Raw genomic sequence first — 14375 nt, 5'->3', positions numbered from 1 at the left:
GTTCACTATTCTTTTTTTTTATTAATGTTGGATAAAGGAAAGTCGGTTTCGATCTCCTTCTGCAATTCGGCTATTTTATGTTTTTGTTTTAAGACCAATTTTTCGCGTTGCGCCCGCTCCCATTCCAAGCCCATGAATTTTGTGGTAACAAATACGTTAAAGATATGAATGGCGAACAAAAAGGCCCAAAAGGTAATGGCCCAGACGAACCAGTTGTATTCCACGCCATACTTAAGTATTTTATTGATGATGATCAGAAATACACTTCCGATCAAAAACACCACAAAGTGGCTAAACAGATTCTTTTTTTGTTTTATCCTAGTTTGAGCATGTTCCAAGAGTTCATGCTGCTCAATTTCTATAAGTGATTTTTTTTTATTCTTGAAGAACATCCTAATTCCTATCTTTAGACAAAGATACCATAAATACAAATTTTACATCTTTGGATATGCAAAAGATTATTAAACAATTCCCAGTTTTAAGTCAATACACCTATGTAAATACAGCCACCTCAGGTTTGCTTTATGATGGTCTTCTGGATTGGCGTCAGGAACATGACCTTGATTTCCTTATTGGAGGGAGTATGATGAAAATGAAAAGTAATGTACTTATTTCAGAAACCAGAAATACCGTTGGAAAATTCTTTGGCTGTAAGGCTGAAAATGTAGCTTTGGTACCCAATTTTTCCATTGGACTCAATTTATTATTGGAAGGAATGGGAGGCAAAAGAAATGTATTGTTGTTGGAAGGGGATTATCCTTCCGTTAATTGGCCTTTTGAGAATAGGGAGTGTACCACCTACTATGTAAAGGTCACCGAGGGTTTGGAGGAAGATATTTATAACAATATCAAATCCAAGAACATCAATGTTCTGGCCCTAAGCTTGGTGCAATGGTTAAATGGCATCAAAGTTGATCTGGAATTCTTAAGGAATTTAAAAATGAAGTTCCCTGATCTCTTGATCATAGCGGACGGTACTCAATATTTGGGTACCGATATTTTTAATTTTGAGGATTCAGGAATAGATGTTGTAGGTGGCAGTTCCTATAAATGGCTTCTTGGAGGATACGGAAACGGATTTATGTTATTTGCAGATGAAACAGCTGCCAAATTTACTTGTCGCTCTGTTGGTTTTAATTCGGCAAATGCGTATTTGAATGGCAAAGATAAGGTGTCCTTCGCAAAACAATTTGAGCCTGGACATTTGGATACATTTAATTTTGGGAGTTTAAATTATTCTCTAGGGTTTCTATCGGGCATTGGTATGGAGACTATTTCGGACCAAATTAAAAAGCTATCTAAAAAGGCAAAAATGGAGTTTGGGAATTTAGGGCTATTAGAAGATTCCGTTGTAAAGCGAAAAGAACATAGTTCTATTTTTAATATTTCGGCAAATAAGGATATATATGCTAAATTATTGGAGAAGGATGTGATTTGTGCCCAGCGGGGAAACGGTATTCGTTTAAGTTTTCATTTCTACAATACAGAAAATGAGATAGATAAGATTATAGGAATCCTTAAGGAAAAATAGTAAATGTTAATTTCTTAGGAATTTTGCCCTGTTAAATTATTAAAGTAGGTCAATTGTTAAACTTATTTTAAGAAAATGATAAAAATGACATTGGTCATTGGTAATGAGGGATTTAATGATGTAATTTTGCACTTTAATCTAAAATTTAGAGGTTATGGGAATTACAAAACAATATTTAAAGAGTAAGCCAGTATGCAAGGTAACTTTTTCAGTTCCTGCAGAAGATGCCAAGAAGGTTGCGGTTGTAGGAGATTTTAATAATTGGAGCCCAAAAGGTAGTGCACTTAAGAAATTGAAAAATGGAACCTTCAAGGGGACTTTCGATTTACCTAAAGAACAAACATATGAATTTAAGTATATAGTGGATGGTAATTTCATTAACGAGGCTGAGGCTGATCGTTACCAATGGAATGAATTCGCTGGTGCTGAGAATTCAGTTTTGGAATTGTAATTATTTATATCTGATACCATTGATATTTAACTTCAATGGTATCAGATTAATGAGAATATTTATTTATCATCGTTCCTTTAGAACTTATTTTTCTACAGTAACCCCTTTCCAAAATGCGATTCTTCCCTGAATCGATTTCGCTAGATCGCTTATTTCCGGATAATACCAAGCCGCATCATTGTTCTTTGCACCATCCACCATTAATTATAATAAGAAGCAGAACCTTTCCAAGGGCATATAGTGTGGGTTGTGCTAGGGGAAAAATACTCCGTTTTAATACTATCGGCAGGAAAATAATGGTTGTTCTCAATAACAATGGTATCATCACTTTCCGCAATTATCTTACTATTCCAGATGGCCTTCATTGTTTTGGTTTTTAATGTTGTTCATATAAATTTTTCTTTTGGGGATATTCCTTAATTCTATTCTTTTATCAGGATATAATTCTTAAAATACTTCTTGGAATCCGTGAAGGCATTCAAAACTTTTAAGCCGGCCTCATTTGCCAAGTTGGTAATGTCACTATCATCATATTTCTGGGAAATCTCGGTATGGATTGTTTCCCAAGCCTCAAAATTAACGACTAAGTCAATAGATTTTATATGGATTTCTTGTGCTTCTTTGGATACCAAATAACTTTTCGCCGTACCAGTTTGCGGATCATAGGTTTCCCAATGCAAAAATTTGTCCAATTCAAAATTCCCTTGCAATTCCGAATTTATTCTCTTTAGTAAATTTTTATTGAAGGCTTCCGTAATTCCGGCCGGATCGTTATAGGCATCCAAGATGGTCTGTGGATTTTTTTTCTGATCGCAACCCAGTAAGATCATATCATCAATTTCCATAGATCTTTCTAACTCCGACAGGAATCCAAGAGCTTGGTCATGCAATAGATTTCCAATATTGGAACCTAGGAAAAGGATTATATTCCTGGAATTCCCTTCCTTTCTTATGGCTTTTAGGGTTTCAATATAAGTGCCCTGTCTTGTCTCAACATTTACGGTTGGGTAATCCAAGGAAAGGGAAGTTTCCAATTGGTCCAGGGCATTTTGGCTAATATCGATAGGAATATATTTAAAATCTATTCCGGTACCCGATAATTGCTCTAATAATATTTTGGTTTTGGTGCCATCACCAGCCCCAAGTTCCAATAAATTTATGCTAGTGGTTTCTTTTGCAAACAGGGCCGTTATTTGAGCTTTATTCAAATCCAATATGTTGTATTCACAACTGGTTAAATAATACTCTGGCATATTCATAATTTGCTGAAAAATCTTATCACCTTTATGGTCGTAGAAATATTTTGAGGATAAGTGCTTTGGGAAATCCGTTAGGCCGTTATATACATCCTTTTGGAATTTAGTGTCAAGTGCTGTTATTGTTTGTTGTTCCATAAATTATTGTTATTTGGCCAATCTAATCCCTGTAAATTGCCATCGTAGATTGGTCGGAAAGAAATTGCGATATGTGTGCCTTGCATGTTTTGCTGGTGTGGCAATAGAACTACCTCTAAGCACCTTCTGGTTTACCATAAACTTGCCATTGTATTCGCCAAGGGCGCCGCTCGCTTTTTTATAATTTGGATAAGGTAAATAGGCGCTTTCCGTCCACTCCCATCTTTTGCCCCAATTAAAATATTGGGAGGCTATTTCCCATTCAAATTCTGTTGGTAAGCGACAGTTTTTCCATTGTGCATAAGCATAAGCCTCAAAATAGGATATGTGGGTAATGGGCGCTTCCCAGTCTATGCTTTGCAGTCCATTTAAGGTGTAATTGTGCCAATCATCATCTATTTGGTGCCAATAGAGCGGGGCGTTGATTTGATTGTTCTTAACCCAATCCCATCCTTCGGCATGCCATAGGTCAAATTTTTTATAAGCATTATCCTCCATAAAAGCTAGGTATTCCAAATTGGTCACCAACTTATTGGATATGGAAAATGGTTGGAGATACACCTTATGAAAGCCTAGTTCATTGTCATAACAAAATTCATCGGAATTATGTCCAATACTATAGATGCCCTCAGCAATTTTTACCCATTCCTGATTGTAATCATCAGGGATATGTTCTTTGTGGGAAGACGAAAATACTGGCAAAAGTGGATTATTGCCAAGTATATATTTAATATCCGTTAATAATAATTCCTGATGTTGTTTTTCGTGATGGATGCCTATTTCGACCAATTCCTCAATCTCCCTCGTTATTCCCTGATCTAAAAACAGCTTCATGTTTTGTGTAACATGGGTCCTGTACTCATAAACTTTGGCAACCGAAGGTCTGGAAAGGTTGCCGCGATCGGCACGAATTACTCTTTTGCCTACCGTTTCATAATAGCTATTGAAAACAAATGAAAAGTTGGAATCGAATGATTTGTAGTCGTGAAAGTGTTTTTTGAGGATGAATTCTTCAAAAAACCATGTGGTATGGCCCAAATGCCATTTTGGGGGAGAAACATCTACTATAGGCTGTACCACATAATCCTCAATTTCCAGAGGCTTGCATATGGTTTCAGTATGCTTTCTAGTTTCTAAAAAAAAATCAGTTATCTGACCTGTAAGGACCATATCAATATTTATCCCTAAATTAAGAAATGTACGCGACTTATGATTAACCCAAAAAAACAGGGAATTAACCCGTTTCATTTTGTAACAGGTTTTTGACTATCACTGAGAATTAGTCTAGAAAAAAAGTTTTCCTTACACTTCTACTGAGGAATAATGTTTTAAATGGCTACTACTGCTTTAATATGTGGGTGCGGGTCGTATTCCAACAAACTAAAATCTTCAAATTTAAAGTCGAAAATGTCCTTTACATTAGGATTTAAAACCATTTTTGGCAAAGGCTTGAGGGGACGACTTAATTGCAGGGCAACTTGTTCAAAATGGTTGTTGTAGATGTGTGCATCGCCAAAGGTATGAATGAATTCGCCAGGTTGCAATCCGCAAACCTGTGCCATCATTAAGGTGAATAGGGCATAGGATGCAATGTTGAACGGAACACCTAAAAATATATCTGCACTTCTTTGATATAATTGACAGGACAATTTTCCGTCGGCAACATAAAATTGAAAAAATGCATGACATGGGGGCAATGCCGCTTTGCCATTGGCGACATTCTCCGAGAATGATAATGAGGTGTCTGGTAGAACACTCGGGTTCCATGCGGAAACCAACATACGACGACTGTTGGGATTGGTTTTAAGGGAGTTTACGACTTCTTTTATCTGATCTATCTCGTCACCATTCCAATTGCGCCACTGATATCCATAAACAGGACCTAAATTACCGTTTTCATCGGCCCATTCATTCCAGATCCTAACACCGTTTTCTTGTAAATAAGTAATATTGGTATCTCCTTTTAGAAACCAAAGTAATTCGTGGACAATGGATTTTAGGTGTAGTTTTTTTGTGGTTACCATGGGAAAGCCATCCGCTAAATCAAAGCGCATTTGATAGCCAAATACACTTTTGGTGCCCGTTCCGGTCCTATCTCCTTTTTGGGTTCCATTTTCCAATACATGGTTTAGTAAATCGTGATATTGCTTCATATGCCTTAGCCTTGTTAATCTCCAAAAAGGAGGGAGTATAGTTTAGATTTTAGTCTAAAAAATTGTCTAGCAAAATTAGGTAAATCTACCTTGGGTACGATGTTCTAAGGTTTGAAGTTATTAAATTTTATTAACGGGAAATAATGCGAATATTTCCGTGTTCAGCAAATCTCTGGATTTGTTTTTTTTTACTCACTTAGTGAGATTTGAATGCTCTGCACTTGTCCGCCTAAACGGAACGGGCAGGCCTGCCGTTCCGTTCAGGCTGGATTCGAACTACTTTTAGTAGTTTCCTTTCGATGCCTCATGGGCGGGCTTGCCTTGAGGTAATTGACTTATCCCAAAATCATTCCCGCTATAGTAGCGGAAAGTAAAGAGGCGATAGAACCTCCCAGTACTGCTTTCATGCCAAATTCGGACAAGGTTTTTCGCTGACCTGGCGCCAAGGAACCTATGCCCCCTATCTGAATTCCAATAGAGGCGAAATTGGCAAAGCCACATAACATATAAGTGGCCATGATAATTGATTTGTTGAATGAGAAATGAGTACTGTTGGCTATATTTTTTAGTTCTGCCAATTGTATGTACCCAATGAATTCACTGGCAGCCAATTTAATGCCCAAAAGTTGCCCCATCAGCATAATATCTGTGGAATCTACTCCGATAAGCCACATAAGAGGAGCAAATATGGTCCCCAGTATGGCTTCCAAAGAAAACTTCTCATAAGGTGAATTGGAGGCGATCCATGGGTTTAGGTCCGTAATATCGCCTGTCCAATTTAATATACCATTTATCATGGCAATAAAAGCAACAAATACTAAAAGCATAGCGCCGACATTTACCGCTAATTTTAAGCCCTCTGTAGTTCCGTTGGATATGGAGTCTAGTATATTGGAACCAATTTTTTCATTGGAAACATGTACCTCAGTGTTTATTTCTTCGGTTTGAGGATATAAAATTTTGGAGATAACAATGGCACCTGGTGCTGCCATAACCGATGCGGCCAAAAGGTGTTTGGCGAACTGTAGCCTAAGGATGGGATCGTCTCCTCCCAAAAAGCCAATATACGCAGCTAGAACGGCGCCGGCCACAGTGGCCATGCCGCCTATCATGACCAAAAGTATTTCGGACCTAGTCATCTTTTCCAAATAGGCCTTTATTAGTAAGGGAGCTTCCGTTTGTCCTAAAAAAATATTACCGGTAACACTTAAACTTTCTGCACCCGAAATCCCTAGTGTTTTGGTTAATAACCATGCCAATGCCTGAACTACTTTTTGTATTATTCCCAGATAGAACAAAACTGAGGTAAGTGCAGAAAAGAAGATAATGGTCGGCAGGACCTGAAATGCAAAAATAAATCCAAAGGTATCCATGTCCACTACCAATCCTTCAAAAAGAAATTTACTGCCTGCTCTGGTAAAATCTAAAATACTGACAAAAATTTCCCCGCCAAACTCAAAAATTTTCGAAACAAAACTAAGGTCAAATCGATACCCAAAAGCATTAAAGCCTATTTTGTCACCAATAAGAATGCAAATGGCCAGCACAAGTTGGATAAAGAGTCCAATTCCTGCTGTTTTCCAATTGATAGCTTTTTTGTTGTTACTGAAAAGGTAGGCAATAAAAATCAAGGATAACATTCCTAAAATCCCTCTCCAAATACTTTGAAAAGATATGCCTTGATTGGGTATGATTTCCAAGCTGCTCTGTAACAGGTTGGGGTTGGGTATTTCTTGGGCGAAGGATGGAAAAGCTATAAAGCAGAAAACAAATAACACCCAAAGTTTATTTCTCATCCAATAATTATTACAGGTAATTTATTTGCGTTTGGAGATTTCATCCCTAAGTTTAGCGGCTTTTTCGTAGTCTTCACTGGCAACGGCCTTGTCCAGCTCCGCATACAATTCTTCGAGGCTAAGTTCTTTGTAGCCATCTGAAGCCCCGGTATTTATTTCTACGGTTTCTCCTTCTTGAAGTATTTCGTCAACCATAATACTGTCGTCAGAATCTTCTTTGTCCTTCTCTTTTGAAGAAAATTTCAGGAAGATACCAGCTTTGTCCAGAATGGTTTTATAGGTAAAAATAGGGGCATTGAACCTTAATGCCAAAGCAATGGCATCACTTGTCCTAGCATCTATGATTTCCTCTATTTTATCGCGTTCACAAATTATGCTCGAATAAAAAACCCCGTCTACCAGTTTGTGGATGATAACCTGCTTTATAACGATATCAAATCGGTCCGCAAAATTTTTAAAAAGGTCGTGCGTAAGCGGTCTTGGCGGCTTAATTTCCTTCTCCAGGGCAATGGCTATGGATTGGGCCTCAAAAGCACCAATGACGATAGGTAGTTTGCGGTCACCATCAACTTCATTCAATATAAGGGCATAGGCACCATTTTGCGTTTGGCTATAGGATATCCCTTTTATTTTTAATCTAACTAAACTCATAGAAATTTATCAACTAAAAAAGGCTGTTCAAAATACTGGACAGACCAAGTATATTTGAGCAGCCCTTTAAGGGGCACAATTTAACAAAAATTAAGCGTTTTGTGCCTTAAATTCCTTTAATTTTTCGATTAGCTTAGGAACAACTTCAAAAGCATCACCTACAATACCGTAGTCGGCGGCCTTAAAAAATGGGGCCTCAGGGTCTGTATTTATGACTACTTTTACTTTGGAAGAGCTAACACCTGCTAAATGTTGAATGGCTCCGGAGATACCAATGGCAATGTATAAATTGCTGGCTACCGGTTTTCCTGTTTGGCCAACATGTTCTCCATGAGGTCTCCATCCAAGGTCAGATACAGGTTTGGAACATGCTGTTGCCGCTCCCAATACTTCCGCTAATTCCTCTATCATTCCCCAGTTTTCCGGGCCTTTAAGTCCTCTTCCTCCTGATACCACTATGTCCGCATCAGCTATAGTGGCCTTTCCGGCTACTTTGTCAATTTCTACGGATTTGGTAGTAAACAAATCGTCGGCCAAGCTGGGGTCAAAGCCTTCAACTACGGCAGTAGCCTTGTTTTCTTTGCTTCCAAAGGCATTGTTGGAAACTCCAATAATTTTAACTTCAGAACTAATCTCGGTAAAAGCAAATCCCTTATTACTGAAAACCGTTCTTTTAACTTTAAAGGGATTAGTACTTTCCGGTGCCGAAACTACGTTGGGCACATATCCGGCCTTTAATTGGGCTGTTAAAATAGGAGCTAAAAATTTAGTGTCCGCACTGGAGCTAAGAATAATCACCTTTGCACTTTCTTTTTGCGCAGCCTGATTTACAACTTCCGCAAATGCTTTTGCGTTAAAGGTTTTAAGACGGTCATTAGAGACGTTCAAGACCTTGGAGATGCCAAAGTCACTTAGGCTTTCCGCTTCATTGGCGTTAATTGATATTGCTGTAGCAGTAGTGCCCATTTGTTTCGCTACCTCATATGCGTAGGAGGCCACCTCATGGGCATTCTTTTTGAATTTCCCGTTTTCGGATTCTGTATATACTAAAACTGACATAATTTTTAATTTTTTATATATGCGCCTAGTGTCAAAGTTGTAATGTTACTGGGCATTGTTATTTTTTTCTTTATAATTATGACAATAGTGCTATTAAAGTCTTTGTCATTGTTGGAAGCTCTTAAAAGAAAGGTAACTTTATATTACCTTCGCTTCGTTGTGCAATAGATTGATCAATTCGTCTATATTGTCGGCATCCACCAATTTAACTTGGCCTTTAGGTGCTGGCTTCTCAAATTTAACGTCGTCTGTTGATTTGTTGGCCGAAATTGGTTCAACTACATTTAATTTCTTTTGTCGTGCCATCATGATTCCTCTCATATTGGGAATTCTTAAGTCACTTTCGGCAACTAAACCTTTTTGCCCGCCAATTACCAATGGCAATATGGTCGTTATTTTTTCTTTTCCACCATCGATCTCCCTCATAGCTGTGGCATTGTTACCCTCTATGTCCAAACTAATACAAGTATTGACGAAATTCATTCCTGACAAAGAAGCTAAGATTCCTGGAACCATTCCACCATTGTAATCAATAGATTCCCGTCCTGCGATCACAAGGTCGTATTCTCCGTTTTTTACGATTTCTGCCAACTGCTCGGCTACATAATATCCATCGGTAGGAATGGCGTTTATGCGTATGGCTTCGTCTGCACCTATGGCAAGGGCCTTTCTTATGGTTGGCTCGGTATTAGCCTCGCCTACAGTGGCTACATGCACGGTAGCACCTTGTTTCTCTTTAAACCACATAGCACGGGTAAGACCAAATTCGTCATTGGGATTAATAACAAATTGAACCCCATTGGTGTCAAACTTTGTGTCTCCGTCAGTGAAGTTTATTTTGGAAGTAGTGTCGGGGACATTACTTAGGCATACTAAAATTTTCATAAATTAATATTTTGTTGACCGTTAATTAAGAAATGGAGGCTAAGATACTTAATAATTTTTAAAAATACTATGCATGCATAGTATTTTTTTGAAGTATTTTTAATTATGAACCACTTAATTTTGACATATTATTTCCTATTTTTGCTTGCGCTTTTAGCATTTTAATATAAAGATTCCATTTTACAGATGAAAACACTACAGTTTAGGGAGGCTATACAAGAAGCAATGTCCGAGGAGATGAGGAAAGACGAGTCCATTTATTTAATGGGTGAGGAAGTTGCTGAGTATAACGGAGCTTATAAGGCTTCTAAGGGAATGTTACAGGAGTTTGGACCGGAAAGGATAATAGATACCCCGATATCCGAGCTTGGGTTTTCCGGTATAGGTGTGGGTTCTGCTATGATTGGCAATAGACCAATTATAGAGTTTATGACCTTTAATTTTGCTTTGGTCGGGATAGATCAGATTATCAATAACGCTGCTAAGATTAGGCAAATGTCCGGGGGGCAATTTAATTGCCCAATAGTATTTCGGGGTCCTACTGGGTCAGCTGGACAATTAGGAGCAACCCATTCACAGGCATTTGAGAGTTGGTTTGCCAACTGTCCTGGACTTAAGGTGGTAATTCCTTCAAACCCAAAAGATGCCAAGGGCTTGTTGAAATCTGCAATTCGCGACAATGATCCGGTAATATTTATGGAGTCTGAACAAATGTACGGCGATAAAGGGGAGGTTCCAGAAGGTGAGTTTACTATCCCATTGGGAGTTGCTGATATTAGGAGGGAAGGTACGGATGTTACCATCGTATCATTCGGTAAAATTATTAAAGAAGCGGATAAAGCGGCCGAAGAATTGGCCAAAGAAAATATAAGCGTAGAAATTATTGATTTGCGTACAGTTAAGCCATTGGACTATGAGGCGGTTTTAAAATCGGTAAAGAAGACCAATAGATTGGTTATTTTGGAGGAAGCTTGGCCTTTTGGCAATGTTGCCACTGAAATTACTTATCATATTCAGGCCAACGCATTTGATTATTTGGATGCGCCTATAGTGAAGATCAACACAGCAGATACTCCAGCACCATATTCTCCAGTATTGTTGGCGGAATGGTTGCCAAATTATGAAGATGTTGTAAAGGCGGTTAAAAAAGTATTGTACAAGTAAACCGTATCTTAAATTAGACTATTAGCTTCGTTAACTTATGGTTGACGAAGCTTTTATATTATAAATCAATTTAAATAGGTAAGAATAGTACGTAGGTTACGTCTATTGGTTCGGTTCTCAAATTTAACGGAAAGGAACTATATTTTTAGAAGTCCGTTTATATTATAAAATGACAAGAAACCTTATAATCTTTTTTTTATTTATAGTTCAATTATCCATATCCCAGACTAAAGTTGGCGGTATAGTACTGGACGAAATGGGCGAACCTGTTGCCTTTGCCAATGTTTTGTTCAAGGATTCTTCGGAAGGGACCATTACCAATGATAATGGGCGGTTTTATATGGAATCAGACAATACCTATACGACCTTATTGGTGTCTTTTATTGGTTATGAAACCAAAGAAATAACCCTTACATCAAAAGTCACCTACAATATGAATATTGTACTGGCAGAGTCCAGTGAGCAGTTGGATGAGGTGGTAGTTTATTTTGGCAAAACTGACAAGAAAAATAATCCAGCCATAGATATCCTAAAAAAAATATGGGCCAAAAAGCGGAAAAATGGGGTCCATATGTTTAAACAATATCAGTTTGACAAATACGAAAAGGTAGAGTTTGACCTGAATACTATAGATAGTGCCTTAATGAAAAGTAGGGTTTTTAGGGGGCTTGAATTTGTTTTTAATGATTTGGATACCTCACGGATAACAGGGAAGACCTATTTGCCAATTTTTTTGAACGAAACCTTCGCCAAGGTATATGGCAACAATGAGACGGGCGCGGTAAAGGAAGATGTGCTTGGCAGCAAGAATTCGGGATTTAACAATAATCAGGCAATAATTGCTTTTATAGCCGATTTGTATTCCGATTACGATATATATAATAATTATTTGAAATTTTTCGATAAGAGTTTTACCAGTCCCTTGTCTAAAACCGGTGTTGATACCTATAACTATGTCTTGGCAGATAGTGCCTATATAGATAACAAATGGTGCTATAATATTATCTACTATCCGCGTAGAAAGAATGAATTGACCTTTAAAGGTGACTTTTGGGTGAATGACACTACTTATGCGGTGAAGAATATAAATTTAGCCGTTACCAAAAGTGCCAATATTAACTGGGTCAAGGAGATTTATATTGAACAGGAGTTTGATGTGGTCAATGATTCCGTTTTTCTGTTGACCAGGGATTATATGTTGTCCGATTTCAGCTTTAATAAAAAAGAAAATTCACGGGGGGTATATGGTAAGAGGACTACGGTCTACGGGGACTATAAATTTGATCAGCCCAAGCCAAATGAATTTTACAGGGCAAAAACTGATCCCTTTGACCCGCTGGTCTTAAACAAGGAAGATGATTTCTGGGCAACCAATAGGTTAGAGTCTTTAAATGCTGATGAAAAAGGGATATATAAATTGTTGGATACCTTAAAAACGGTGCCCAAATTTAAAAGCTACTATAATATAGTGAGTATCTTGGGTTCCGGCTTTGTGGAGATAGATAAGTGGAATTTGGACCTGGGTGATGTTTATAGTGTTTTTGGCTACAATGAAGCGGAAGGGATACGTCTCAGGGCAGGGGCAAGAACCTATTTTGGACAAAATGATCCATGGCGACTTCAAGGTTACGTTGCCTATGGTTTTGGGGACGATAAATTTAAGTATGGAATTTCCGGGAAATGGCTGGTGGATAAGAAATCCAGGTTTATAATTTCAGGTGGTAAACGTAGGGATATAGAACAATTGGGAATAAGTTTAACGGCCACTAACGATGTCTTAGGAAGGAGTATAGCCTCATCCTCTGTGTTTACTGTGGGTTCCAATGATAGGCTTACCAATATTGATCTTAGCACTTTTAACTTGGAAATGGAGCCTGTCACTAATTTTAGGATAGGGGTAGGGGGTTCCTATAGAACACTTAGTTCTGCCTTGCCGAATGCCTTTAATCTAGATTATATAGACCCTTCTTCACCCACAGGTTTATCTTCAGAAATTAATCAATTTGATCTCTCTACAATTCTAATATACACTCCCGGAAAAAGAACCATAGGCAATGGGGTGGAAAGAAGGGATGTGAATGATAACTACAGTACCTTGTTTTTATCCTATACCAACGGAATTAAAAACTTTATTGATAGTGATTTCGATTATAAAAAGGTGCAATTTAGTTATACCCAACCTTGGCAAGTTGGAGGTATTGGAAGATTGCTAAGTACGGTGGAAATTGGTAAAACTTACGGAGAGGTGCCATTGGGCTTGCTTAATGCCATACCTGGAAACCAAACCTTTTTCTCCGTGTACAATACCTTTTCCAATCTTGATTTTTACGAATTTGTAACCGATACCTATGTATCGGCCCATTTGGAACACAACTTTAATGGTAGGTTCCTTTCTCGAATTCCTTTTATGAGAAACTGGAATTTGAGAGAAATAGTTGGTCTAAGGGGTGTTTGGGGCGAACTTTCGGACGAAAATAAGGCCTTGAGCTCACCGGCAAACATTCCGTTGATGGCACCAAATGATAAGATATATTGGGAGTACTCCGTGGGTGTTGGCAATATATTGAAGATATTAAGAATAGATTTTAACTTTAGGGGCAATTATTTGGAAAACCCCGGTGCTAGGTCTTTTGGGGTAACGGGATCTTTCGGATTTCACTTCTAATGTATTTAATTGTCCGTTACCTGATATTATTTTGTTATTTTAGAAAATTGTAAGATTAAACATAACCATATGAGCAGTGAAGAAATTACGTCGTTCGATGTATTGATTGAAATACCAAAAGGGAGTAGGAATAAGTATGAATACGATTTTGCCTTAAAGAAGATAAGATACGATAGAATGATTTTTTCATCCATGATGTATCCTGCTGATTATGGCTTTGTGCCGGAAACTCTGGCCTTGGACGGCGATCCATTGGACGTGCTGGTTTTGGTTACGGAAGCAACGTTTCCTGGATGTGTTATGGAAGTTAAACCTATTGGTGTCTTTCACATGACTGATGAGAAAGGCCCGGATGAAAAGGTAATTTGTGTGCCGGTATCAGATCCGATTTGGAACAAAATCAATGATTTAAATGAATTAAATCCGCATTTAATAAAGGAAATAGAACATTTCTTTAAGGTTTATAAGGATTTGGAAAAGAAAAAAGTCGATGTTGGTGGATGGGGAGAGCAACAAGAAGCTAGGGAAATTGTAGCAAAATGTATACAAAGGTTCAAGGATAGCGATGTGCCAAAACAAGATGTAAGCATAAAGTATTAAACCTTAATTTTTTAAAAAGTCAAAAA

General features: G+C 37.9%; 13 protein-coding genes and 1 pseudogene. 5 read left to right on the top strand and 9 right to left on the bottom strand.

What is annotated here, in order from left to right; genetic code table 11:
• Nucleotides 1–5: 5 nt before the first annotated feature.
• Nucleotides 6–392, bottom strand: a complete 387-nt coding sequence (locus tag CWD90_RS03135; protein WP_103474463.1) for a 2TM domain-containing protein — start codon at nucleotides 390–392, stop codon at nucleotides 6–8.
• A 56-nt stretch (nucleotides 393–448) separates the two neighbouring features.
• Here CWD90_RS03135 and CWD90_RS03130 point away from each other — a divergent pair, with 56 nt between their 5' ends.
• A complete protein-coding gene (locus tag CWD90_RS03130; RefSeq protein ID WP_103474462.1) occupies nucleotides 449–1531 on the top strand; it encodes an aminotransferase class V-fold PLP-dependent enzyme in 1083 nt (360 codons plus the stop codon).
• A 154-nt stretch (nucleotides 1532–1685) separates the two neighbouring features.
• Nucleotides 1686–1982, top strand: a complete 297-nt coding sequence (locus CWD90_RS03125) for an isoamylase early set domain-containing protein (protein ID WP_103474461.1) — start codon at nucleotides 1686–1688, stop codon at nucleotides 1980–1982.
• Between the two features lie 84 nt (nucleotides 1983–2066).
• Here the strand turns inward: CWD90_RS03125 and CWD90_RS23685 are convergent.
• From CWD90_RS23685 to CWD90_RS03085, 8 genes and pseudogenes are all read right to left on the bottom strand, one after another.
• Nucleotides 2067–2347, bottom strand: a pseudogene (locus tag CWD90_RS23685) (DUF427 domain-containing protein).
• 57 nt (nucleotides 2348–2404) lie between these two features.
• Nucleotides 2405–3376, bottom strand: a complete 972-nt coding sequence (gene egtD / locus CWD90_RS03115; RefSeq protein ID WP_103474460.1) for an L-histidine N(alpha)-methyltransferase — start codon at nucleotides 3374–3376, stop codon at nucleotides 2405–2407.
• Between the two features lie 9 nt (nucleotides 3377–3385).
• The gene (egtB, locus tag CWD90_RS03110) at nucleotides 3386–4546 is read right to left on the bottom strand and encodes an ergothioneine biosynthesis protein EgtB (RefSeq protein ID WP_103474583.1); all 1161 of its coding nucleotides are present in this window, start codon (nucleotides 4544–4546) and stop codon (nucleotides 3386–3388) included.
• 158 nt (nucleotides 4547–4704) lie between these two features.
• The gene (locus tag CWD90_RS03105; protein WP_103474459.1) at nucleotides 4705–5529 is read right to left on the bottom strand and encodes a thymidylate synthase; all 825 of its coding nucleotides are present in this window, start codon (nucleotides 5527–5529) and stop codon (nucleotides 4705–4707) included.
• 335 nt (nucleotides 5530–5864) lie between these two features.
• The gene (locus tag CWD90_RS03100; protein ID WP_103474458.1) at nucleotides 5865–7325 is read right to left on the bottom strand and encodes a NupC/NupG family nucleoside CNT transporter; all 1461 of its coding nucleotides are present in this window, start codon (nucleotides 7323–7325) and stop codon (nucleotides 5865–5867) included.
• 21 nt (nucleotides 7326–7346) lie between these two features.
• Nucleotides 7347–7976 carry a bifunctional nuclease family protein gene (locus CWD90_RS03095; RefSeq protein WP_103474457.1) on the bottom strand — a complete coding sequence of 210 codons (630 nt, stop codon included), beginning with the start codon at nucleotides 7974–7976 and terminating at the stop codon, nucleotides 7347–7349.
• 90 nt (nucleotides 7977–8066) lie between these two features.
• Entirely contained in the window at nucleotides 8067–9035 is a 969-nt protein-coding gene (locus CWD90_RS03090; RefSeq protein WP_103474456.1) for an electron transfer flavoprotein subunit alpha/FixB family protein, read from the bottom strand.
• A gap of 138 nt (nucleotides 9036–9173) precedes the next feature.
• Nucleotides 9174–9920, bottom strand: coding sequence for an electron transfer flavoprotein subunit beta/FixA family protein (locus CWD90_RS03085; protein WP_103474455.1), 747 nt, complete (start codon nucleotides 9918–9920; stop codon nucleotides 9174–9176).
• A gap of 186 nt (nucleotides 9921–10106) precedes the next feature.
• On the opposite strand from CWD90_RS03085, the gene CWD90_RS03080 reads away from it, so the two are divergent.
• The 3 genes from CWD90_RS03080 (at nucleotide 10107) to CWD90_RS03070 (ending at nucleotide 14349) form a co-directional block, all read left to right on the top strand.
• Nucleotides 10107–11084 (top strand): pyruvate dehydrogenase complex E1 component subunit beta, encoded by a 978-nt coding sequence (locus CWD90_RS03080; protein WP_103474454.1) that lies wholly within the window; start codon nucleotides 10107–10109, stop codon nucleotides 11082–11084.
• A 169-nt stretch (nucleotides 11085–11253) separates the two neighbouring features.
• Nucleotides 11254–13749: a DUF5686 family protein gene (locus CWD90_RS03075; RefSeq protein ID WP_103474453.1), complete on the top strand. Its 2496-nt coding sequence runs from the start codon at nucleotides 11254–11256 to the stop codon at nucleotides 13747–13749.
• 69 nt (nucleotides 13750–13818) lie between these two features.
• Complete coding sequence (locus tag CWD90_RS03070) at nucleotides 13819–14349, top strand: inorganic diphosphatase (protein WP_103474452.1); 531 nt, start codon at nucleotides 13819–13821, stop codon at nucleotides 14347–14349.
• The last annotated feature ends 26 nt before the right edge of the window (nucleotides 14350–14375 follow it).

This window comes from Arenibacter catalasegens (genome assembly GCF_002909235.1).
Lineage (GTDB): Bacteria > Bacteroidota > Bacteroidia > Flavobacteriales > Flavobacteriaceae > Arenibacter > Arenibacter catalasegens.
Note: the sequence above shows the minus strand (reverse complement) of the source record. Positions and strands in the feature narration are given on the sequence as shown.